Raw genomic sequence first — 23414 nt, 5'->3', positions numbered from 1 at the left:
AAGTTGACTATTCCTTTTACACTAACCGATGATTATGGAGACTGTAAGAATTGGAGATTTACCGGATGAATTAAAGCCGTTTGAGAAGTATCAGAAGCAGGGTATAGATAGACTATCTGACATTGAACTTCTGGCACTTATTCTAAGGACCGGTACAAAGAAGCTAAACTGTATTGACTTATGTAAGAAGGTGCTCGATGTTAGTGGAGGTACTTTGGCAGGCCTATATGGCAAGACTGAAAAAGAACTTCAAGATATCGAGGGTGTAGGACCTGTTAAGTCAGTGAAGATTATTTGTATCTGTGAGCTCGCAAGAAGAATAGCAAGAACGAAACGCACGTATGATGAGTCACTAGACACTGCAGATAAGATAGCTAAGCGGTATATGGAAGAAATGAGGCACTTTAAAGAGGAGCATGTCGTATTACTCCTCCTTGATATCAAGTGTAGGCTAATTAAAGAAATTACCATTAGCATTGGAACAGTTAACCAGTCTTTTCTAAGGCCAAGAGAGGTCTTTATGCAGGCGCTCAAGTACGAGGCGGTCAATATTGTTCTTCTTCACAATCATCCCAGTGGAGATCCGACTCCGAGCAGGGCAGACATACAGATTACCGACATGATACTTGAAGTGTCAAAGCTTATTGGTATTCCCCTTGTTGATCATATCGTTATCGGGGACTGCTGCCATGTGAGTCTAAGGGAAAAGGGATTAGTGGACTTTGAAACAAATAAACAGATATTTGAAAGGACTTAGTTATGCTTGGAAAAAGTATTGGGATAGATCTGGGAACAAAGAGAATCAAATATTATAGAAAAGGCGATGGAATTATCTTTGATGAGGAAAATTGCATTGCGATAGAAAACAAGGATGAGATAAGGGCCATAGGTGATGAGGCAGCAGAGATGGTGGGAAGGACGCCCGAGACGATAGAGGTAATCTATCCTGTTAACCGCGGAGTTATTGCCAATGTAAGTGCTATGGAGCTTCTTTTCAATGCTTCATTTGACAGAATCTATGGCAAAGCCAAGAGAGCATCGGGAACTAACTTTGTTATAGCTCTTCCGACAGATATCACCGAGGTGGAGAAGAGGTCATTTGCAGACTTAGTTCATAAGTCCGGTCTTAAGCCAAAGAATGTTTCATTGGTTGACAAACCTATCTGCGTAGCTATGGCAGCAGGCCTCGATATCATGAAAGCAAAGGGTGTAATGACCGTGGATGTAGGCGCAGATACTACAGAGATAGCAATCATTGCTCTTGGAGGTATAGTTAGAAGCAGACTGTTACCTACAGCAGGTAATAAGTTTGATGAATCAATTTGCAATTATATCAGACAAAAATGTGCTCTTGTCATCGGTAAGAGTAATGCAGAACAGCTTAAGATGGGTATAGCGGGGGCAGTATCCGGACAGTCTCTTACCATGCAGGTAAATGGTAGAGATGTTGTTACAGGACTTCCTAAGCGTATGGAGATTGAGTCTGATCTCGTATATGAAGCGATAAAGGATGACCTTAAGAATATCACAGAGAACATAAAGAGTACTCTTGAGCACATTCCACCGGAAGTATCATCTGATATCATAGATGCGGGTATATATGTGACAGGCGGCTCAGCACGTATAGGCAACTTTGATAAGCTCCTCAATGCTGAGACCAGCCTTAAAATAAATATACTTGAAGATCCTCAGGACAGTGTAATAAACGGTCTTGGCAAGCTTATTGATGAAGATAACTTTAAGACGCAGCCTTATATCTACAGGCAGCCGGGATATTCAGTTAATTTAAGGAATGTAAATAATGGCATCACAAAGAAAAAATAAGATTAAGATAAAAATTGTTCCAAGATATCTGTTTATTGCAATGATTGTTATCTGCTTAGTTTTACTTATTGTATCCTATCGTTTCTCAGATAGCTTAGGACCGGTAAAATCTGTGGCAGGTAATGTTATTACACCTATGCAGGTGGGAATCAACAGGATTGGCAGTTTTTTCACGTCAAAGCTTGATTATCTCAAAAAAGTAGACGACCTGATTGCAAAAAATAAAGAGCTGACAGACAAGCTAAATGAGGTCAGTTATGAGAATAAGCTATTGCTTCAGGGCAAATATGAGCTTGATAACTTTAGAAAGCTATATAACCTTGATCAGACCTACGCCGACTATCCGAAGGTAGCAGCGAGGGTAATATCAAAGGATACCAACAACTGGTACAGTAAATTTAAGATAGACAAGGGCAGTGATGACGGCATAAAGCCCGGAATGAATGTTATGGCCGGCAATGGTCTTGTAGGCATAATAACAAAGACGGGTAAGAACTATGCTGATGTACGCTCTATAATAGACGACAGCAGTAATGTAAGAGGTATGTTCCTTGATAACTCTGAAACCTGTACGGTTAAGGGTAACTTAAAGCTGCTTGATGAAGGACATATTGAGGTTACAGATATCAAGAAAGGCTCAAGTATACAAGACGGATATGAGGTTGTTACGTCTTATACCAGTCAAAAATATCACCCGGGTATACTTATTGGCTATGTAAGCGGTATCAAAGTAGATCCTTCCAATATGACAGAATCAGGCTACCTCACTCCTGCAGTGGACTTTTCAAAGCTTGATATGGTGCTTATTATTACTCGTGAAAAGGAAGAATTATATTGATGAAGCGTGTTATAGGCTCTTTTATTATGGTTGTTTTATTGTATCTTTTACAGACTACGATATTTAACAACATCGCCATAGCAGGTGTAAAGCCAAATGTGATTCTCATCCCCATAGTGATAGTCGGATATAGATACGGCAGAGTCCAGGGTATGGTCTTAGGCTTCTTTACAGGACTATTCATAGACCTTAATGAATCTGACTATCTTGGATATTATGCTTTATTTTATCTCATTATCGGTTATCTGGTAGGATTTAGCAGCAAGCTTTACAGCAACGATTCTACACTTGTGCCTCTTGGCTTAGTTGGAGCATCGGATATGGTGTTGAATTTTCTTATATATGTTACAGGTTTTTTGCTTAGAAACAGGCTCGATTTACCTTATTATATGATAAGAATTATTTTGCCTGAACTTGTGTATACAATGATAGTTGCAGCCCTATTGTATAGGGTTATTGATTTTGTTTACCTTAGAATAGATTCGATAGGGAAAGGGGATGAAGCCTAGTTTTGTTAGACACTTTGATGACTTTTGTCAAAAATATCCTTAAGACAAGGACTATTCCACTGATTTTAATATACTCTGTTTTCTCCGTTGTTTTGGTATATAAGGTGTTCACCATACAGGTAGTAAGACAGGAAGAACTTACTAAGAACACTGTAAATAACGAGGAGATTACTCGTGAGACCAAGGCAACAAGAGGCAATATTTACGATTGTAACGGTGTTCTTTTGGCCTCAAACAGACTCTCATATAATGTTACCTTACAGGATTATAAGGCATTTAAGACTGATGAAGAAAAGAATGCCATGATAATAAAGTTAATTAGAATTATTGAGGTTAATGGAGGTAAGCTTTATCCTGAGTTTTATATCGAGAAAGATAAAAAAGGAAAGCTAAGATTTACAGTTGATGGTGCGGCAGAGAGCAGATTCAAGAGAGATGCCTATATGTCTACTTCTATTGAGAAGCTAACAACTGCTCAGAGAAATGCAACTGCTGCAGAAGTTTTTGAGCACTTAAGACATGGGAAGTACATGTTTGACATCAGCGACGAATACAGTATAGACGATGCTCTTAAAATCATGACAATACGTTTTGCCCTCCTTTTAAATACTTATAACAGGGGTAATCCGATTCTTGTAGCAACAAATGTAAATGAAAAGATTGTTGCCGCAGTGCTTGAGAATTCCTCAGACCTTCCGGGGGCTGAGATAGCAGAGCATACATACAGATACTACAATGACAGTAAGTATTTTGCTCATATCATAGGGTATACCGGCAATGTAAACGAAGGTGAAATAGCCGAGGATAAGGAGCATTATTACAATACAACTGACCAGATAGGAAAGATAGGTGTAGAATACTCCTTTGAGAAATACCTGAGAGGCAAAAAGGGTTCTGAGAAGGCCACTTTAAATTCTGATTACTATGTAACAGGTGTGGAAAATGTATCAACCCCTAAAGCCGGAGATGATATCTACCTGACTATAGACAGTAAGCTGCAGAAGATTTGCTATAACATATTAGAAAAAGAGCTGGCAGCTATCCTGCTTAGCAAAATACACAATTCTGCAAGCTACGGTGGCAAGGGCAAAAATGCCTATGACATTAAGATACCTATATATGAGGTATATAACGCCCTATTTGATAATGGAGCAATAGACCTTGAAAGGCTCGAGAAAAAGAAGGCGGGAAAGGTTGAAAAGGCTGTCTTTTCTAAGTTTAAGAAAGAAGAGGGCAGTGTCCTAAAGAAGCTAAAGAACCTCATGCAGATTAACAGCGTTTCCAAAGAACGTGACAACAAGACAATCAGTGAGTATATGGATTATATATATACTTATGTCAAAAATGAAAAGCTGATTGACGTGACCTTGGTCAATGAGGATGATGTTAACTTCAAGGATTATATTGCACACAAGAAAAGCCTTGGAGAATTCCTTAAGTATGCGGTCTCTAACAGATGGATTAATCTGCCTAAGCTTGATATAGGCAGTGAGTACCTAAGTACTGATGAAATATACAAAATACTGCTTAACTACATATTTGACAATATAACATCTGATTTGCAGTTTAAGAAAATCATCTATAAGAATCTTATATTTAATTATGAGATTTCAGGGACAGAGGTATCACTTATACTTTTTTCGCAAGGTTTCTTAAAAGAGGATGAGAAAGCATACCGCAATCTCTTAAATGGCTCGCTTTCACCTTATAACTTTATAAAGAGTAAGATAAAGAGTCTTGAAATAACACCTGCGAATCTGGCACTTGATCCATGTTCCGGCTCAATGGTTATCACAAACCCTAATAATGGTGATGTAAAGGCTTTGGTTACGTATCCAAGTTATGATAACAACAAGCTTGCCAACCAAATAGATGCCAAGTACTATGCTAAGCTCTCCACTGACGGGTCCTATCCGCTTATCAACAGGCCTTGTCTGCAAAAGACTGCACCCGGTTCAACCTTTAAGATGGTGTCTGCAGCCGCAGACCTTTCAACCGGCGCCATAGGTGACCATGAGAAGATATATGCGAAAGTATTATTTACAAAGACTGACAAGCCTGCAGCCTGCTGGAGCAATGTCCCACACGGTAATATAGATATCAGAACAGCTATTGAGGTATCCTGTAACTACTTCTTTTATGAAGGCGGATACAGAATGAGTCTTGACTCTGAAGGCAAATATAACTCAAAGCTAGGTCTTGAGAAGCTTAATAAATACGCTGCAATGTTCGGCTTTAAGAAGGGCACTACTTCAGGAGTTGAATTATACGAGTACGAGCCTTCTATATCAGACACCGATTCTGTAAGATCTTCTATCGGTCAGGGCAGCTATGCATTTACACCTACCCAGATAGCAAGGTATACAGCCGCCATTGCCAACAAAGGTACACTTAATTATCTTACAGTGATTAAGGAGATAAAGGACATCAAGGGAAATACTGTGAAGAATACAGTTTCTAATTCCAAAAATAAGAAAACACCACAGATTTCGCTTAGGCCTGATGTTTGGAGTGTTATAAGAGATGGTATGTATCTTGCAGTAAACGGCAGTCGAAGTTCCCATAAAGAACTTTTTAAGAAGGTTAAAAACCTCATAGCAGGTAAGACCGGTACAGCTCAGTTTTCTAAGCAGAGAGCTGACCACGGTCTCTTCACGTCCTATGCGCCTTATAAAAAGCCAAAGATATCAGTGACCTGTGTCATTCCTAATGGTTATACCTCAGGAAATGCCGCAAGTGCTGTGGCCGACTTTTATGAATATTACTTTGGCGATGAGGATGAAGAGGCATTTAATAAAAAAGCTGTCAAAGATAAAGTTAAAAATATAATTTCAGACTAATACAGGAGGAAAAATGAAGCAACCGGTTGTTATTAAAGCAAATAATTTTGGGCTTATGATAATACTTGATCCAGAGCTTGAATTTGATGCTTTATGTAAAGCAGTGGCTGAAAAATTTAAGGAATCAGCTAAGTTCTTTGGAAATGCGGACATGGCAGTGGCATTTGACGGAAGAAAGCTTACCGATGACGAGGAAGAGACTATAATTGATACTATAATTCATAATTCTTCCATCAACATAGTGTGTACAATCGACAATGATCCGATAAGGGAAGAACGTTTCAAGAAAAAACTGGATCAGATAGCCATATCGGAGGATATTAGCCTTACAAAGATACATAAAGGGTATTTTAGATCCGGTCAGATGATGGAATTTGATACCGGTGTTATCATCATTGGTGATATCAATCCCGGAGCAAAAGTCGTAGCTAAGGGCAGTATAGTGGTACTAGGTGCCCTAAAGGGAGAGGCTGAAGCCGGCGCAGGAGGCAATGACAATGCTTTCATTATTGCCCTTGATATGGCACCTATACAGCTTAGAATAGGATCAAAGATAGCTAGAAGTGCCGATAACACTGCGTTTTCAGGTAAGTCTAAGTGCTTATCACCTCAAGTTGCCTTTGTTGAAAATGACAATATATGCATTGAGGATCTTGATAAAAATGTACTTGATTCACTACAAATATAAAAAAGTTTACTTATTCACTTGTAATTAATTCATTTTAATTATATTATATTATTGATGGAATATTGATTTAGTTAGGAGATTTTTTTATGGGAGAAGTTATTGTTATAACCTCCGGTAAGGGTGGAGTTGGAAAAACCACTACTACAGCTAATGTAGGTACCGGTCTTGCTATGCTTGGTAAAAAAGTAGTTCTTATCGATACTGATATCGGTCTTAGAAACCTTGACGTGGTTCTTGGACTGGAGAATCGTATTGTGTATAACCTTGTTGATGTAATTGAGCAGAACTGCAAAATCAAGCAGGCGCTTATTAAGGACAAGAGATATGAGACTTTATATCTTCTTCCTAGTGCTCAGACAAGAGACAAGGATGCTGTAAACCCTGAGCAAATGGTTGCACTTACTGAAGAGTTAAAGAATGAGTTTGATTATATTATTCTTGATTGTCCTGCCGGTATAGAGCAAGGCTTCAAGAATGCTATTGCGGGTGCAGACAGAGCGATTGTAGTTACCACGCCTGAAGTATCAGCAGTAAGAGATGCTGACAGAATAATTGGCCTTCTTGAAGCAAATGAGATTAAAAAGACAGAGCTTATAGTCAACAGGCTTCGTATGGACATGGTTAAAAGAGGTGACATGATGTCAAGTGAACAGGTTCTTGATATCTTAGCCATCAGCCTTCTAGGTGTTGTTCCTGATGACGAAAATATCGTTGTAGCTACCAATACAGGAGAGCCTCTTGTAGGTAACGATAGTCTTGCAGGTCAGGCATATATGAATATTTGTAAGAGAATAACAGGCGAAGAAGTACCTTTACTTGACCTTGAAAGCAAGAAGGGATTTTTGGCACGTCTTGGAGAAATATTTAAGAAGTAAAGGAGTTAAGCTATGAGTTTAATGGATTTTTTCAAGAAGAAATCTTCAGGACAACAGGCAGTAGACAGGCTTAAGCTTGTGTTGGTATCAGACAGGGCTAACTGTTCTCCTGAAATCATGGAGCAGATTAAAAATGACATACTTAAGGTTATTTCAAAATACGTTGAAATAGATGTTGATGGACTTGACATTAAGATTGAACAGACAGAGTCAGATTCAAGGAACGGCTCTGTACCTGCAATCTGTGCAAACATCCCTATTAAGGAGATGATAGGGAAAAGGTCATAAGGATACTGATGTTAAAAAATAAAAAATACGATTTTAAGGATTTTAGTTTTTCCTTACTTGCTGCTGTGTTGTTACTTTGCCTTATTGGAGTGTACTGCCTCTTTAAGTCAGAAGGGTTTTCGATGGCAAGAAGGCAGCTTATAGGTATCGTTATTGGGTTGATAGTGGCTGTTGTAGGTGCTTTAATTGATTATCACCTGATATGCAAGTTTGCAATCCTTTATTATATTGTTGGTGTAATAATTCTAGTTATGGTCAGATTTACTTCTTTTGGTAATGACCATACCACAGGAGCGTATAGGTGGTTAAGTGTTGGCACGATTGAGATACAGCCATCAGAACTTGTTAAAATAATACTAATAGTTGTGCTAGCTGTATTGTTTACAAAAGTTCAAAATAAGCTTAATAAATGGAGCACGTTTTTCCTATCCGGTATTATAATGATGGTACCAACATCGTTGATACTCATTCAGACAGATCTTTCATCCAGCATGGTTTGTATGTTTATCTTTGTCATTATGATTTTTATGGCGGGACTTAGCCTTAAAATTATTGGTATTACCCTGGCTGTGTCCATTCCGTTAGGAGCAGGACTTTTTTGGTATGTGTTACAGCCGGGTCAGAAATTACTTACTAAAGTGCAGCAGGGGCGTATACTTAGTTTCTTGAATCCTGAAAAGTATGCACTTACCGGTCAATATCAGCAGATTAATTCTGTAAATGCTATTGCCGCTGGTAAGGTTTTGGGGAAAACCCTTGTTGGCGATGGATCAGATTTTAGACTATACAACAAGGTATATGTAAACGAAAGTGATTTTATTTTTTCCGTCATATCAGAAGAACTTGGTTTTTTAGGCTGCGTTTTGGTTATAGTTTTATTTGCTTTTATAGTATTTAAGTGCGTATTGATAGCTAGAAGAACAGCAGATTTTACCGGTAAGATGATTGCAATTGGTGTATCTGCGATGCTTGCGTTCCAGTCTTTTGTTAACATTGGAGTTGCTACAGCACTTTTGCCAAATACAGGACTTCCGCTGCCGTTTCTAAGCTATGGGTTGTCGTCACTGCTAAGTAATTTCTTAGCAATAGCAATGGTATTAAATGTTGGCCTTCAAAAGGCAAAACATGGATTGACATTTAATTCAGGTGAGAATGAAATATTATTTTAAATAAACACTGTAAAGGGGTGGAATATGAATATTGGTTTGGTTGCTCATGATGCGAAAAAAAAGCTGATGCAGAATTTTTGCATTGCTTATAGAGGCATACTAGGCAAGAATACTTTATACGCAACCGGGACTACGGGAAGGCTTATAGAAGAAGTTACCAATCTAAATGTGCACAAGTATCTTGCCGGACATTTAGGTGGTGAGCAGCAAATGGCTGCGCAGATAGACCATAATGAGATAGACTTGGTTATATTTTTAAGAGATCCACTCTCTTCAAAGACCCACGAGCCTAATGTAAGCAACATTCTTAGGCTTTGTGATGCTAACAATATCCCTGCTGCAACTAATCTTGCATCAGCTGAGCTTATGATAAAGGCTTTGGATAGAGGCGACCTTGACTGGAGAGAATTGTATAAGTCATGATTAAGTTAAAAAGTAAAATAATTCTTGCAGCCCTGTGTGGAATTATATTGACCGGCTGTGGAAACAATGCCATAGCATATTTCCCATATGGGGATGAGGGAACAGGCGGCAGAGCTTATGAAAAGGTAACCTCTGCCTCTGATATCTCTCTGATGTCAGATGGTCTTTGTGTAATCACAGACAAAAATGTTAATAAATTAACAGACAAACCATCGTTTAATGCTAAGTCGGTTATAGTAGCTAACGAAGAAAGTCCTATTTATGCTAAGAATTGCTTTAAGAAGATGTACCCTGCCAGTCTTACAAAGATGATGACTGCTTATGTGGTTTTTACCAAAGAAAGTGATTTGGATAGGGTAGTAAAAATAAATGGAGAAGCAATTAAAATCACTGAGCCTTATGCTAAGAGAATGAGGCTTATGGATGGAGACCAGCTTACTATAAGACAGCTCTTAAACGCTGCTCTTGTAACATCTGCCAATGATGCGGCAAAGGCTCTTGCTGTTGCTGTAAGTGGAAGTGAAGAGAAGTTTGCCGTTCTTATGAATGAAGAGGCTAAGAAAATAGGAGCTACCCATAGTAGATTTGTAAATAGTACCGGACTTCACGACAATGCCCACTATACTACCTTGTATGACCAGTATCTCATATTCCATAAGCTTCTTGAAATCCCGGAATTTGTTAAGATAATTAATCAGGGGTCATACACATTAGAATATAAAAATGTCCTGGGTAACAAGGTCACAACTAAGGTCATTTCTACCAACCAGTATCTGGCAGGCTTGCTTAGAGTACCTGATGGATATACAGTTATAGGAGGGAAGACAGGTACTACAGATGAGGCAGGCTCTTGTATTTTGATGTCATTTAAGTCATCTGCTGATAAGAATTATATCGTGGGTATTCTTAAGGCATCAGACAGCCTCAACCTTTACGCACAGCTAGGAACTGTTTTTGAAAATTTACCTCAAAATGCTTCAAACTGATTGAATTTTATGGTATTTTGACATATAATATTAGTGCTTAATAAACTTTTTCATATAAAGGAGGGTTTTACTATGGTAAATATTATTTGTGGGGAAAAGGGAAAAGGTAAGACTAAAGTAATACTCGATAAGGCCAATGAAGCAGTGAAAACTTCAGGTGGTAATGTTGTATTTCTTGACAAGGATCTTGCTCATATGTATGAGCTCAACAATAAGATCCGTCTTATAAATGTGAAGGATTTCTTTGTAGAGAATTCCGGGGAATTTATTGGATTTGTTTGCGGAATTATCTCTCAGGACCACGATCTTGAGGCCATTTTCCTTGATAGCTTCCTTAAGATTTCCTTGACAGATAAGGAAACAATGAAGCCTGTATTAGATAAGATTATTCAGGTTGCAGATAAATACAGTGTGGACATTATTCTCAGTCTTTCTGTTAAGAGTGAGGAACTTCCTGAGGAATATAAGCGTAATGTGCTGGTTTCCTTATAAGATTATTGCTTTATTTTACAGACTGTCACATTATTTTTGGTGTGGCAGTTTGTTTGTTTGGAGGAATAGATATTGGCAGAAAGAAAGATGACAAAGAGAAGGAAAAGTAATGTTGTACGATACGGTGGGAAAAATCAATTCCATGTAGGCTTTGTTGTTTTTGGAATCATATTGATTTATATATTAGGGCACACTATTTCTTATATGCTAAGAGAAAAGACCTCAATATACAGAGTAGTAAGTGATGAAAAGACGGAGGTTATCAATACTACCGGATTAGCTTTAAGAAATGAAAATGTAGTAAAATCAAAAGAAGCAGGATATATCAATTATTATGTGAACGGAAACTCAAGGGTGAGAAGAAAAGAAGCAGTATTTTCCATAGACAAGACAGGAAAAATATATTCAAAGCTTACTGCTGACGACCAAAGCGATGAGTCAGGAGAGAGAATTGCAGGAATACTTCATCAGTTCCAGATAAACAGAGATGATAATTTCCTTAGCACCTATGGTCTTAAAGAGTCTATGAAAGAGACTGTTATGACTACCTCGGGCAAAAAGATTATGGCTTCACTTAAAAAGTCTTCTGACGCAAAGGGCTCTTTTAGTGTTAGCTCCGCAAGTGACAGCGGTATTGTGGTCTATGGAGCTGACGGGCTTGAGAATCTTACTGAAGATAATATTACATCCGATATATTTGAAAAGCAGAATAGCTATATACTTAAAATAGCTACTGAAAATGATGGCAAGGTTGAGGCGGGAGTTCCTGTGTACAAGCTTATTTCGGATGAAACCTGGAAGGTAGTGGTTCCTGTCAATGAAACTCAGATAGAACTGCTTAAGGATAAAGGCTATGTGGACGTTAATGTTGACAACAAGGGATTTAATGCAAAGGCAAAGGCGGATATTACTGAAATAAACGGAAGCAATTATCTGGTGCTGACGTTTTACAACTATATGGTTGACTATGCCGATAAGAGATTTGTGAATGTGTATATTGTGCTAAAGAGCATAACCGGTCTCAAAGTGCCTAAGTCTTCTGTGGTTGAAAGACAGGTATATGAGATTCCTGAAGAATACTATATGAATGGAGGCGGCAACAGGACAGGAGGATTTACCCTGCGCAGTACTAATAATAATGGAGAAACAGTGACCAAGTATGTTGAGACTGATATCTGCTACAGGGATACCAAGAAGAAAATGGTGTATGTAGATGTAAATGAGGGCTTTAAGCCGGGAGATGAGCTAATGGCTGCCAATAGTCAAAATACATATACAATCAGTTCTACCAAGCTTATGAAGGGTGTATATAATATTAATAACGGTTATCCGAGATTCAGGCACGTAGAGCCTGATACCGACAATGCAGCAGGTGACAACAGTGAATATTATCTCATCCCTATAGATAAAGGCTATAATTTAAGTGAATATGACAATATAATTCTTAATGCTGATAAGATGGATAAGGAGTAATATGGAAATATCTGATAATCTTAGATTAGTTGAAGAAAACATTGCAGCTGCATGTAAGCGGGCAGGAAGAAAAAGAGAAGAAGTAAAACTTATAGCGGTTAGTAAGACTCATCCTGTAGAGGCTGTCAAAGAAGCTATGAGATGCGGGATAAGGTCATTTGGAGAAAACAAGGTTCAAGAGCTTAAAGACAAGATGGAGAAGATTGACGATTCTCTTGATTGGCATCTGATAGGCCATCTTCAGACTAACAAAGTAAAATATGTAGTAGGAAAGGTATCTTTAATACACTCACTTGAAAGCATTAGGCTTGCAGAAGCACTTGAAAAGGAAGCAGTCAAACGAGGAGTGATTGTGGATGTACTTGTGGAAGTAAATATCGCAGGAGAAGATACCAAGTTCGGTGTGCTGCCTGAAAATGTGGAGGATTTTATTAGAGAAGTGGCAAAATTCGAGCATATAAGAGTGAAAGGATTGATGACAGTAGCACCTATTGCGGAAGAATCTGAAGAAAATCGTAAATATTTTAAAAATCTTAATAAAATAATGGTTGACTTGAATAGCAAAAACATTCATAATGTGAGTATGAATGTCCTTTCGATGGGAATGACCGGTGACTATGAAACGGCAATTGAAGAAGGAGCTACTCTTGTTAGGGTGGGTACCGGAATATTCGGTCACAGAGACTATTCGATTTGAGATTAATAATAGGAGTGTGTTTATGTTTAAGAAGATTAGCCATATGTTTACGTCATTCAAAGACGGCAGCGACTATGATGATGACTATGATGAGGATTATGAAGATGAGCTTGAAGAAGAGCGTTTAGAGTCTTCAAGATCCAGACAGCTTAGAAGAAACGACTATGATGATGATTACGATGAGGAGGATGAAGACGAAGAGCCTTCATTCTTTGAGAAAAAGAAGAAAACAGCTGCTCCAAAGGATAACCGCAAGGTTATACCTATTAAAAAGAGCGGAAAAGGCGGAACTGAAGTCTGTGTAAAGCTCCCTAAGGGATTTGATGAGGTTGAAGACATTTGTGATAAGTTGCTTGCTGGCTCTATTGTTGCCCTCAATCTCGAAGCACTTGATACTGTGGAAGCACAGCGTATAGTGGATTTTGTTTTTGGAACGATGCATGCAATCAACGGGAAGTTCAGAGCTGTGTCTAAGTATGTTTATATCATATCACCTGAGAACGTTGAGCTTTCAGTTGAAAATGAAGAGGAGCTTATTGATACTCTCTTTGCTGTACCAAAGTTAAATGGACAGTAATATGGATAAGGAAGAAAATTTAGTATTCAGGCATTTGCTAGACCTGGCAAAGCTGTCTTTTGCCAGAGATATAAGTGTTTTTTCAGATTTTCTTAATAACAGGGAAGTTGCAATTTTAAAAAGACAGGTGGCAGACCTTCCGTTAGGAAGGTTTTTCCTATATGGAGGCTTAGAAGACGCAGAGAGAGTCATGGTTTGTTTTCCTGCATCGTATGAGGATAGAGAAGATATTAAGTTCCCAATTGAGTGTATTGAAATACTTATAAAGAGTGTAAAGTATGAAAATAACTCGCTTACACACAGAGACTTTCTTGGGGCCATACTGGGGCTTGGAATAGAGAGAAAGCTTATAGGAGATATCTTCACAGAGTCAGAAAATGGCAGTATAGTTAAGGCCTTTGTATTCTGTAAGGATAAGATTACAGATTTTCTCATAAGTGAACTCAGGCAGATCGGAAGATGTAATGTAAGTGCAGAAAGGACATCTGCAGACGAAGTTATGGTTTGCAGACGGATTGAAGACAAGTATGGTACTGTACCATCACTTAGACTGGATGTAATAATTGGAGAGGCTCTTAACCTTTCTAGGACTAAGGTAAAGGCACTGATTGATGGAGATAAGGTTGCTGTTAATTCTGCAGCTTCATCATCAAGCCATTATCAGGTATCGGAAGGTGATGTAATATCCGTAAGAGGTTTTGGAAAATTTATTTTTTATGGAAGTTTAGGAAAAACAAAAAAAGACAGGCTACAGATTCATATCGGAAAATATTGTTAATTTGCAGGAGGGGATTATGCTTTCACTAAACGAGATAAAGAACCATGAATTTAAGAAGGGTATTGGCTATACGAAAAAGAGCGTAGATGATTTCGTAAATGAAATTGTTGAGTCTTTCGAAGAGGTAAACAGGGAAAATACTGAGCTTAAAGAGAAATTAACTACTTTAAGTGAGGGTATGCAGTATTATAAGTCAATAGAAAAGACCCTGCAGAAGTCGCTGGTGCTTGCTCAAAAGACAGCTGATGAAAAGAAGGAGAAGGCACTTAATAATGCTAAAATTATTGAAAAGGTTGCGCGTTCAAGAGCGGATTCGATAATTACCAAAGCAAAGGCTGATTTGGATGCTATATACAGGCAGACTGATGAGCTAAACAGAAGATTTGAGCTGTATAAGTCTTATGTTAAGAACCTTATTACCACACAGTTAGACCTTATTAATAGTGACACCTACAAGATATCTGTTAATGATTTGGATGGATATTTAAAGCTTAAGGATGAACTTGAAGATGCACGAAATGCAATACCTGAGGAAGAGGACAATACATCCGAGGTAGATGAGAACATTGCTGACTTTTTGTCGGACAAAGAAGCTTCAGATGATGAAGAAGATGTAGAAAAAGATGAATTTGAAGCAGTAATGGAGAAAATCAAAGAGGAAGATGTAGATCATGTTCCTGAATTGAAGCATAAAACTGCCACAAAACCTGTACAGGAAGCAAAGCCTGCTTCTGCAGGAACGCCTGTCCAGGGAGTAAAACCGATGACTTCTGCAAAACCAATGCAGGAAGCAAAAAAAGCAAGTGAAGTAAAGCCTGTACAGGAAAATACTGTAGCTAAAACCGTACCTACTCAGGAAATTAAGCCTGTTAAAGTTCCAAAGATAACTCCTTCTGCAAAACCGGCACAGGGCGCTAGACCTGCCTCAGAATCAGCTACCGTTAGTGATGCAAGACATTTTGCACAGACTCGTACTATTCAAGGAGTAAGAACAGCGGATGACAAGCACTTAAATGAGTCAAAGCCTGTCACTGATGTCAGCCCTGCATCCGAATTAAAAGCTGCGGCAGAAGAAGTACATCCACATGAGTCAGTACCTACTGCTGTAGAGATGCTTTCTTCTGCAGCAAAGAGCCAGTCTGCAGGCAACTTACGCGCGGGAGAGATGAATGCACAGGAAAGAAGAGTGCTTCTTGCAAGAAAGATTGCAGCAGAAGAAAAGACAAGACAGGAAATTGATAGGATGCAGAATTTAAGAGAGCAATCGACTTCTGTAAATGAAAATCTTATTAACAGAATACCTCGTGACATCCTGAGTGCTGATGATGAAACTTTTAATGATAACAGGCTTTAAATTGTAAAGGGAAATATGAGTAAAATACTTAATGTTGAGATAAATTCAGGCGTAGATGACCCCTATAACATAGTCATTGAGCCTGATTTTATCAAATTAGCGGATATATTATCAGTAGTTTTTGCTACATGCAATAAATATATGATGGTATTTGATTCGAACACAGATGGATACTTTAAGGATGAAGTTTCTAGGTTATTATCGAATACAAATAAGATAGTAAGTAGTTTTACATTTACTGCAGGAGAAGATAACAAAAATCTGTCTACAGTTTACAAGCTATATGAGAAACTTATAAAAGAGAAATTTGAAAGAAATGATGTAATACTTGCTATAGGCGGTGGAGTTGTGGGAGATTTGGCAGGGTTTAGCGCAGCTACATATCTTAGGGGAATAAGATTTGCACAGATTCCTACTACCTTACTTGCCATGTCAGATTCAAGTGTTGGCGGTAAGACAGGAGTTGACTTTCTCTCCTATAAAAACATGGTAGGAGCTTTCCATCAACCAAAACTTGTATATATGAATGTCAATACTTTGATTTCACTGCCTGAAAGAGAATATCTATCAGGTATGGCTGAAGTCATCAAATATGGTTATATTTATGATAGAAAGTTCATAGACTATCTTAGGGATAATGCAAATAAAGTGTTAGACAAAGACTATTTAACTCTGGAGTATATCATATTCCACTCTTGTAGAATAAAAAAAGAAGTGGTAGAGAAAGACCCATTAGAAGAAGGGCTTAGAGCAATATTAAACTATGGGCATACTATAGGACATGCAATCGAGAAACTAATGGAGTTTAAGCTCCTTCATGGAGAATGTGTTGCATTGGGCATGGTAGCCGCAGCACGAATTGCTCTTAGCCGTGGACTTATGTCGGAGGAAGAGTTTTCTGGTATGAAAGACATACTTGTGAGCTTCAAGCTGTTTAGAAGGATTAATTTATCTGAAATAGCTTTTAGCAAAGAAGACATTCTATCTGCAACAAAGTCAGATAAAAAGATGCAGGGTGGAAGGATTAAGTTTGTTTTGACTACGGAGATAGGAAGAGCAGAAATCTACAGAGATGTGACTGATGAAGAGCTAATGCTTGGAATAAATGAGGTATTTGAAGGTTAGGTATGAATAAAAATAAGATTTTTCTTTTTGAAATGATTGCTGTTGTTATTTTGGTTGCCATTGATTTTGTGACCAAACAGTTGGCGGTAAAGTTTCTGTCAAATGGCAGCTTTGATATAATACCTGGTGTGTTTAGTTTTACCCTACTTGAAGGTGGCAACTCCGGAGCAGCATTTGGTATGCTTCAAGGTGGTTTTTGGATATTTATTGTCATTACGATAGCTGTGGTGGCACTGGTTATATTTATGCTTAGAAAGTTAGTGTACGAGAAAAGATATAGTTTTTTTCATTATGCGCTGGTTCTTTTGCTTGCAGGAGCATTGGGAAACTTTGGAGACAGAGTACTCACTATGGTTAAGTATGGTCACAGCTATGTTATCGATTTTCTATACTTTGAACTTATTAATTTCCCTATCTTCAATGTGGCTGACTGCTATGTGACTGTAGCAGCTTGTGCAATGATATTTCTCGGTATTTTTTATTATAAGGATGATGACTTTGATAAGATGCTTGGTAAGGTGAAGGATGAAACAAAACAGTAAAATAGAAACATACGATATAGAAATGGATGAGGATTCTGATGACATCATTGAGCTAAACTCAGAGGAAGAGGGGGAAAGAATAGACAAATATCTGTCTGAAACTCTCACTGATTACTCCAGGTCATATCTTAAAAACCTAATAAATGAGGGCAGAGTACAGGTTGCAGGGAAAATAGTTAAAGGTAGCTTTAAGGTATATAACGGTGCTGCCATTACAGTTAATCTACCTCCAGTAAAGGATGTCAAGATACTTCCTGAGGATATACCGCTTGATATTCTATATGAGGATGAAGATGTTATCCTTGTAAATAAACCCAAAGGAATGGTAGTCCATCCTGCAGCAGGTCATTACACCGGAACCCTTGTCAATGCACTGATGTTTCATTGCAGGGACAACCTCTCGGGCATAAATGGAGAACTGCGCCCCGGTATAGTACATAGGATTGATATGGATACCACAGGTGTAGTAATAGCCTGTAAGAATGATGCGTCTCATAGATTTATAGCGGAACAGTTAAAAGAACACAGTATTAAAAGAAAATATCAGGCCATTGTCTATGGAACATTCAAGGATGATGAAGGAAAGATAGAGGGAGCAATAGGAAGGTCTAAGAATGATAGAAAAAAGATGGCTATAGTACCTAATGGCAAGCCTGCAATTACACATTATAAGGTCATAAAGAACTATTCCTCTCCAAATGGCAATAATTTTGCCCATATTGAGTGTGTACTCGAAACAGGCAGAACGCATCAGATTAGAGTTCATATGACAAGTATAGGCCATCCACTGCTTGGAGATAATGTATATGGTGTAGCAAAGAATCCTTTTAAGCTTGAAGGCCAGACTCTTCATGCTGAGATGCTTGGATTCATCCATCCAAGAACGAAGGAGTATATGGAGTTCCATGCGCCTTTACCTGAATATTTTATAAAGTTGTTAACAAAGTTAAGTTTGTAGTTTACTTTGTTAAATAAGCAATTCCATAAAAAATGGTTACAGATAGGTTACAAAAGAATGCATGAAAAACATTATATAATGTGTAATGTACTTATTTTAATGTTTTTTGTGTATTTTTTTTTGTTTTTTTTGATTGCAAGTTTTTATTAAATATGGTATTAATATTAATAGGGATAAAATGTAGCTAAATAATTTTATCTATTTTTATCTATTTCTCAAGGAGGGGATATCACTTCTACTTGCTGACGGAGATTGTAAACAACTAAAAGGAGAAAAAGTATGTGGAAAAAACATGGTTCTGCGCTTCTTGGGCTAATACTTACGATAGCTTTATTCATAACAGGCATAAAGCTTCCTGAGTATGTAGCAGCAGCAGGCAGCGACAAGACAAGCCTGGTAGCAGGCAAGGATAGTACAACTTTTGTACTTAGTCAAAAGGATAGCGGGGGTAATTATACACCAATAAAAGATGCTACCCAGATTGACACGAGAAACGAAATTAAGGTCGAGATGTCATTCGAGGCAATATTTGACGAGGATCTTCAGCCTGATGAACGTATCAACAAAGGAGACTATGTTCAGTTTGACTTAGGCGACAGACTTAAGTTTGCTGGAGCTGACGAAACTGCAAACTCACTGACTTTGCCTATTACTGATAGTGAATCTAAGCTAAAAATCTGTGATGCGGTATTCACAAAGGATCCTACAACAGGACATATCACAGTTAAATTTGACTTTTCAAATTCAGATGATGCTGTTTTTGAGAAAAAGAGCGGTAAGGTAGGTGCAAGTGTATCAGTAAAGCCTGATATAACCAAGCTTAATTGGGAGAAGAATTCTGAAAAGACAATCAAGCTTTTTGGTAAAGACTATGAAGTTGGTTATATTGAAGGAGAGTTAAAGCTTACTAAAACAGGTAAACTTGATCCTAAAAACCATAAGGTAGACTGGACTATTGAAATTGACAGACATGTCAAAGGTATGCCTGATAAACCATTAAGCCTCGAGGGATACAAGGTTCGTGACCTCCCAACAACTGAGACCGTAAATGGTGTTAAGTTTGGTGATTACATCAGAGGAACTTTTAAGATTAAGAACAGACTTGTAGAAGAATCAAATGATTATGTTGATGGCACATTACATATTTACAAAAATGGATCAGCTGATTATGAGTATATAATTACTGCAGCTGATTTAGATGCTGCAAATGTAGGAAAGGCAGTTGTTACTCTCAGCACAGTTGCAAATCTTGGAGTAAATCAATATGGCAATATAAATACTACTAACTCCAACAGGGCTCAGGTTTCTAAGCCTTATGGTAGTGGTGAAAGTGCCGATGTTTGGGCAAGTGTTAATTATGAAAAGTTTGGTAAAAAAGAAGGTAAGATAGACGATAGCGGTAAGAAGATTATCTGGACAGTTGAGTTTAACGAGCCTGCATATGAACTTGGAACTGTTAAGGTATCTGATGAATTCACACCTGACAGAACAGGAAGAATAGATCAGAAGTTCTTAAATGCTAAGATTCAGAGATGGGATGAAGCTAACAAAACTTGGGGAGCAGCGAGCACATTAACTGCTATCTCTTACGTAGGGAACAATTATACATTCAGCATTGATGATGTTAAGGAAAAGATAAAGCTTACATTTGAGACTGAAATTGAACCTGACAGCGTTCGTGCTGATTTTGACAATGATGCCTATGTATGGTGGAATGATAAAGAAGAGTACAAGGTTAAATTAAATGGCAGTGTATCCACAACTCTTCCGGGTGGACAGACTTATGGTGATATCGATAAGTCCGCTAAAAATCACTCCTTCTGGCATTCGTTTGTTGGATTTGAACCTGAGTGGACTATTTCAGCAGACAGCAAAGTTGTTCCTGTAGGTACAGGGGACTACTATATGTACGATGTACTCATTTTTGATGAGAATGTTGCAATAAACAAGAAGACTGTAAATGAAGGGAATGGTTTTTCTCTTAAAAAGGTTGGAGATGCCGGAACTACAACGCTTGCAGGCAATGTATCACTTGCAAAAATAATGCCTGAAAGCGGAACGCATCAGAAACTCCTAAATATCAATGATCCATTAACAACTAAGACTGACGGTATTACTAATGCAGTTTATGAAATAGTTAAGGATGGAAAGACAGTAGGGCATGTACTTGAGGTTAAGCTTGTACCTGGAGTAGATAATAAAGCTACATTTAAGTCAAGGATTATGGAGAGATCTGCTCTTGTAAATGAAAATACTTATAATGGTTCTCCTGTTACAAACAGAGTAGTTCTTGCTAAAAACGGTAAGTTACTGCTTACAAAAGATGCAGGATACCGTTATCTTTCAAGAATATTGGCTAAGAGCACTCTTTCAAGAGATGCAGCTAAAAAGTTCCAAAAAGATTATGATGCTATAGCTGCAAATACTGATATTTATGATGCTACAGCCAATTCTCTTTATCAGGGTTATAAAGGAGCGGCAAAGAACAATAAAGAAATAGCTTATGATAGAGAGACTAAGTCTGTATACTTTTGGATTAGTGTGAACGCTGCCGATATAAAGGATGTTGATGGTGATATAGGTAAGTTTGTACTTAAGGATAGGCTTCCTTATGAGTTCCAGTTTTCTCCAATCAAAAAGGATGAAACAAACCCTGCAAATGACAAATATTTCCTTGTGTATAAAGGAACTTCTGCAGATAAGTATCCTGGAACAAATGATACTTTGACTTCAATTGTATCAACCAATGTAGTATCTGCTACTAGCATTGCTCTTACTGACGTTCAGCTTAAGTCAGAAGGAATAAGCGGCGAGGTTGTTAAGGACTATAACAATATAAAGAATCAGCTTAATGTAACCTTTGACAAGCTTAATGGACCTTATGTAGTTATTGTGAAGGCTGAACTTAGAAATGACATACCTCAGTATACCAATAAGATAGGTACTGCTAATAATAATGTAACAATAACATTAGATAAGTATACCGTTAATAGAAGTGCAGCCTTTGATTACGACGGAAGATTCCTTACAAAGGGAATGGATGGAGATAAGGTTAATATAAGCGATAACGGATACATCAAGTGGAACCTTAACTACATACCATACAAGGTTTATAACGATAACAATGAAACCAAATTAAGAATCGAAGATAAGTTAAACGGAAATCTCGTTCTTAGAAAAGAAAAGGGTACAGGAAACCTCGTATTTGAGGGAGACAATTACAAGATATGGAAGGGTGAGATAGACAAGGATGGAAAGTTCGTTAATCCTGTTGAGATTACAGAGAACCTTGACAAGATTTTCACCTATGATACAACAGCTGAAAAGCTTGTAATCAATATCCCTGATAACGATACAGTTTATAAGATTTCTTATATAACTGATTTTGCAGATAATGCAAAGCCTGGTGACAAATTAAGTAATGAGGCGGCTCTTATAGAGACCTCAAAGCAGATAGGCAGTACAGTAACAGTTAACCATAAGATTGACGGTACAGCTTGGGGAAGCTTAACCAATAAGACCTATGAGCGTCTCCAGATAGTTAAAACTGATGAGAATGGAGAAAAGCTTGCAGGTGCAAAGTTTACTTTAACGAAGCTTGCCAATGGAGCAAATCCAAAGAAGAACATTGGTACATTTGATTCTGCTACCAAATCAGCCATTGTTATTGAGAAGTTAACACCTGGTGAGTATGAGCTTACTGAAGATAAGACACCTGATGGATATGACTCAAACGGTATAGTATATAAGATTAAGGTTACACAGCTTGAAAGTGGATTTAAGGTAGAGTTCTCTGATGGCGCTGCTAAGTATGATGGAAAGGCAAAACTTACAGAGAACGAACTTACTGTAATCAATAAGAAGTTTGTTAAAGCTAAAGCTTCGCTTAGCGTTGTTAAGACTGATGAAAATGGCGAAAGACTTGCAGGGGCTGAATTTACACTTAAAAAGCTTGGTGCTTCAACAGATGCTGCAGTTGTGATAGGAACATATAAGTCAGCAACTGATTCAGTTATCAAGTTTGAAAATCTCGTAACGGGCGAGTATGAACTTGCTGAGACACAGACTCCTGAAGGCTATGAGTCAAACGGTGTTACTTACAAGTTCAAGGTAGACGAGCTTGATAGAGAGTTTAAGCTTGAATTGGTAGGAGATTATACAGGAAAGGCTAAGTTTGAACAGAATGTACTTAGTGTAATAAACAAGAAAAAGCCTGATGTTCCTAATCCACCGGTAAATCCACCGGTGAACCCTCCGGTAAATCCTCCGGTAAACCCACCGGTAAATCCTCCGGTGAATCCTCCGGTGAACCCACCTACACCTAATATACCGCTTATTCCTGTCAATCCGGAGACACCAACACCTCCAACACCTGAGAATCCAACACCTGTTATACCTATAACACCTACACCAACCCCAACTACACCTATAAACCCAACAACACCTTCAACTATAACTCCAACTCCTAATAATCCTAAGACACCTGATGGAGTGGTTGTTGATGAAGATGGTACCCCACAGGGCAAGGTTGTAAAGACCAATAAGCCAAAGGGTAATAATGATCAGATAGTTGATGAAGATGATACTCCTTTAGGTGGAAATAAAGCAAAGAAGAATCTTCCTAAGACAGGTGGAGCTTCTACAGTTTGGTACTATGTTGCAGGTATTGGTATGGTATTTGTAGCAGGTCTTGTATTTAAGAGACGTAAAGAAGAAAAGTAATTTGTAAAGGTTATAAATGCTTTTAATTAACTAATTTACGAAGGTTGTGCTGTTTGTATATATGTGGCAGCATGACCTTCGTTTTTTATTAATTTTAGGATATAATAATTATTATTTAGCTTGATTATTTTTATTATATTTGGTATAAATTAGGATAGTAAGTAATGGGGAAATAAGCAATATTTTGCTTTGAGCCTGTTATCCCAAGGAGGGGGCAACTGTAACATTCTGCTTATTTGCAGAGCAACTATTATTA

At 37.9% G+C, this 23414-nt stretch carries 21 protein-coding genes; all 21 read left to right on the top strand.

Annotated elements, in window-relative coordinates:
- Positions 1-34: 34 nt before the first annotated feature.
- The 21 genes from radC to ACO6HM_RS04595 all read left to right on the top strand — a co-directional run bounded on the left by radC (position 35) and on the right by ACO6HM_RS04595 (position 23158).
- Positions 35-757, top strand: coding sequence for a RadC family protein (radC, locus tag ACO6HM_RS04695; RefSeq protein WP_485389992.1), 723 nt, complete (start codon positions 35-37; stop codon positions 755-757).
- A gap of 2 nt (positions 758-759) precedes the next feature.
- Positions 760-1824 carry a rod shape-determining protein gene (mreB, locus tag ACO6HM_RS04690; protein WP_208428639.1) on the top strand — a complete coding sequence of 355 codons (1065 nt, stop codon included), beginning with the start codon at positions 760-762 and terminating at the stop codon, positions 1822-1824.
- Positions 1802-2662, top strand: coding sequence for a rod shape-determining protein MreC (mreC, locus tag ACO6HM_RS04685; RefSeq protein WP_208428640.1), 861 nt, complete (start codon positions 1802-1804; stop codon positions 2660-2662). Before mreB ends, mreC begins: the two co-directional genes overlap by 23 nt.
- The gene (gene mreD, locus ACO6HM_RS04680) at positions 2662-3171 is read left to right on the top strand and encodes a rod shape-determining protein MreD (protein WP_208428641.1); all 510 of its coding nucleotides are present in this window, start codon (positions 2662-2664) and stop codon (positions 3169-3171) included. Before mreC ends, mreD begins: the two co-directional genes overlap by 1 nt.
- 2 nt (positions 3172-3173) lie before the next feature.
- Complete coding sequence (locus ACO6HM_RS04675) at positions 3174-6011, top strand: penicillin-binding transpeptidase domain-containing protein (RefSeq protein WP_485389991.1); 2838 nt, start codon at positions 3174-3176, stop codon at positions 6009-6011.
- Between the two features lie 13 nt (positions 6012-6024).
- Entirely contained in the window at positions 6025-6699 is a 675-nt protein-coding gene (gene minC / locus ACO6HM_RS04670; RefSeq protein WP_208428643.1) for a septum site-determining protein MinC, read from the top strand.
- Between the two features lie 86 nt (positions 6700-6785).
- Positions 6786-7574 carry a septum site-determining protein MinD gene (minD, locus tag ACO6HM_RS04665; protein ID WP_208428644.1) on the top strand — a complete coding sequence of 263 codons (789 nt, stop codon included), beginning with the start codon at positions 6786-6788 and terminating at the stop codon, positions 7572-7574.
- Positions 7575-7586: 12 nt separating this feature from the next.
- Positions 7587-7862, top strand: coding sequence for a cell division topological specificity factor MinE (minE, locus tag ACO6HM_RS04660; protein WP_208428645.1), 276 nt, complete (start codon positions 7587-7589; stop codon positions 7860-7862).
- Positions 7863-7870: 8 nt separating this feature from the next.
- Positions 7871-9031, top strand: coding sequence for an FtsW/RodA/SpoVE family cell cycle protein (locus ACO6HM_RS04655; RefSeq protein ID WP_485389990.1), 1161 nt, complete (start codon positions 7871-7873; stop codon positions 9029-9031).
- A 24-nt stretch (positions 9032-9055) separates the two neighbouring features.
- Positions 9056-9454 carry a methylglyoxal synthase gene (gene mgsA / locus ACO6HM_RS04650; RefSeq protein WP_208428647.1) on the top strand — a complete coding sequence of 133 codons (399 nt, stop codon included), beginning with the start codon at positions 9056-9058 and terminating at the stop codon, positions 9452-9454.
- On the top strand, positions 9451-10440 hold the full coding sequence (locus ACO6HM_RS04645; protein WP_485389989.1) for a D-alanyl-D-alanine carboxypeptidase family protein: 990 nt from the start codon (positions 9451-9453) through the stop codon (positions 10438-10440). The genes mgsA and ACO6HM_RS04645 overlap by 4 nt, the downstream gene beginning before the upstream one ends.
- Positions 10441-10512: 72 nt before the next feature.
- The gene (locus ACO6HM_RS04640) at positions 10513-10932 is read left to right on the top strand and encodes a twitching motility protein PilT (protein ID WP_208428649.1); all 420 of its coding nucleotides are present in this window, start codon (positions 10513-10515) and stop codon (positions 10930-10932) included.
- 72 nt (positions 10933-11004) lie between these two features.
- Positions 11005-12405 (top strand): biotin/lipoyl attachment domain-containing protein, encoded by a 1401-nt coding sequence (locus ACO6HM_RS04635; RefSeq protein ID WP_485389988.1) that lies wholly within the window; start codon positions 11005-11007, stop codon positions 12403-12405.
- A 1-nt stretch (position 12406) separates the two neighbouring features.
- Positions 12407-13102 (top strand): YggS family pyridoxal phosphate-dependent enzyme, encoded by a 696-nt coding sequence (locus ACO6HM_RS04630; RefSeq protein ID WP_485389987.1) that lies wholly within the window; start codon positions 12407-12409, stop codon positions 13100-13102.
- 22 nt (positions 13103-13124) lie between these two features.
- Complete coding sequence (locus ACO6HM_RS04625) at positions 13125-13679, top strand: cell division protein SepF (protein ID WP_485372524.1); 555 nt, start codon at positions 13125-13127, stop codon at positions 13677-13679.
- Position 13680: 1 nt separating this feature from the next.
- Positions 13681-14457, top strand: a complete 777-nt coding sequence (locus tag ACO6HM_RS04620) for a YlmH family RNA-binding protein (RefSeq protein WP_485389986.1) — start codon at positions 13681-13683, stop codon at positions 14455-14457.
- A gap of 16 nt (positions 14458-14473) precedes the next feature.
- On the top strand, positions 14474-15811 hold the full coding sequence (locus tag ACO6HM_RS04615; RefSeq protein WP_485389985.1) for a DivIVA domain-containing protein: 1338 nt from the start codon (positions 14474-14476) through the stop codon (positions 15809-15811).
- A gap of 15 nt (positions 15812-15826) precedes the next feature.
- Positions 15827-16936 (top strand): 3-dehydroquinate synthase, encoded by a 1110-nt coding sequence (gene aroB, locus ACO6HM_RS04610; RefSeq protein WP_485389984.1) that lies wholly within the window; start codon positions 15827-15829, stop codon positions 16934-16936.
- A 2-nt stretch (positions 16937-16938) separates the two neighbouring features.
- Positions 16939-17478, top strand: a complete 540-nt coding sequence (gene lspA, locus ACO6HM_RS04605) for a signal peptidase II (RefSeq protein ID WP_485389983.1) — start codon at positions 16939-16941, stop codon at positions 17476-17478.
- A 22-nt stretch (positions 17479-17500) separates the two neighbouring features.
- A complete protein-coding gene (locus ACO6HM_RS04600; RefSeq protein ID WP_485390033.1) occupies positions 17501-18436 on the top strand; it encodes an RluA family pseudouridine synthase in 936 nt (311 codons plus the stop codon).
- Between the two features lie 279 nt (positions 18437-18715).
- Entirely contained in the window at positions 18716-23158 is a 4443-nt protein-coding gene (locus tag ACO6HM_RS04595) for a SpaA isopeptide-forming pilin-related protein (protein WP_485389982.1), read from the top strand.
- Positions 23159-23414: the final 256 nt, after the last annotated feature.

The sequence above is a fragment of the Catonella sp. genome, assembly GCF_057250765.1.
This window is presented reverse-complemented; position numbering and strand designations above follow the sequence as displayed.

Bases quoted from the DNA above. Each gene is read 5' to 3' on its own strand.
- ACO6HM_RS04620 (WP_485389986.1), top strand. From the start codon at position 13,681: ATGGATAAGGAAGAAAATTTAGTATTCAGGCATTTGCTAGACCTGGCA.
- mreB (WP_208428639.1), top strand. From the start codon at position 760: ATGCTTGGAAAAAGTATTGGGATAGATCTGGGAACAAAGAGAATCAAA.
- ACO6HM_RS04625 (WP_485372524.1), top strand. From the start codon at position 13,125: ATGTTTAAGAAGATTAGCCATATGTTTACGTCATTCAAAGACGGCAGC.
- ACO6HM_RS04655 (WP_485389990.1), top strand. From the start codon at position 7,871: ATGTTAAAAAATAAAAAATACGATTTTAAGGATTTTAGTTTTTCCTTA.
- aroB (WP_485389984.1), top strand. From the start codon at position 15,827: ATGAGTAAAATACTTAATGTTGAGATAAATTCAGGCGTAGATGACCCC.
- mreC (WP_208428640.1), top strand. From the start codon at position 1,802: ATGGCATCACAAAGAAAAAATAAGATTAAGATAAAAATTGTTCCAAGA.
- ACO6HM_RS04595 (WP_485389982.1), top strand. From the start codon at position 18,716: ATGTGGAAAAAACATGGTTCTGCGCTTCTTGGGCTAATACTTACGATA.
- ACO6HM_RS04600 (WP_485390033.1), top strand. From the start codon at position 17,501: ATGGATGAGGATTCTGATGACATCATTGAGCTAAACTCAGAGGAAGAG.
- ACO6HM_RS04640 (WP_208428649.1), top strand. From the start codon at position 10,513: ATGGTAAATATTATTTGTGGGGAAAAGGGAAAAGGTAAGACTAAAGTA.
- ACO6HM_RS04645 (WP_485389989.1), top strand. From the start codon at position 9,451: ATGATTAAGTTAAAAAGTAAAATAATTCTTGCAGCCCTGTGTGGAATT.
- minE (WP_208428645.1), top strand. From the start codon at position 7,587: ATGAGTTTAATGGATTTTTTCAAGAAGAAATCTTCAGGACAACAGGCA.
- radC (WP_485389992.1), top strand. From the start codon at position 35: ATGGAGACTGTAAGAATTGGAGATTTACCGGATGAATTAAAGCCGTTT.
- mgsA (WP_208428647.1), top strand. From the start codon at position 9,056: ATGAATATTGGTTTGGTTGCTCATGATGCGAAAAAAAAGCTGATGCAG.
- ACO6HM_RS04630 (WP_485389987.1), top strand. From the start codon at position 12,407: ATGGAAATATCTGATAATCTTAGATTAGTTGAAGAAAACATTGCAGCT.
- ACO6HM_RS04615 (WP_485389985.1), top strand. From the start codon at position 14,474: ATGCTTTCACTAAACGAGATAAAGAACCATGAATTTAAGAAGGGTATT.
- mreD (WP_208428641.1), top strand. From the start codon at position 2,662: ATGAAGCGTGTTATAGGCTCTTTTATTATGGTTGTTTTATTGTATCTT.
- lspA (WP_485389983.1), top strand. From the start codon at position 16,939: ATGAATAAAAATAAGATTTTTCTTTTTGAAATGATTGCTGTTGTTATT.
- minD (WP_208428644.1), top strand. From the start codon at position 6,786: ATGGGAGAAGTTATTGTTATAACCTCCGGTAAGGGTGGAGTTGGAAAA.
- minC (WP_208428643.1), top strand. From the start codon at position 6,025: ATGAAGCAACCGGTTGTTATTAAAGCAAATAATTTTGGGCTTATGATA.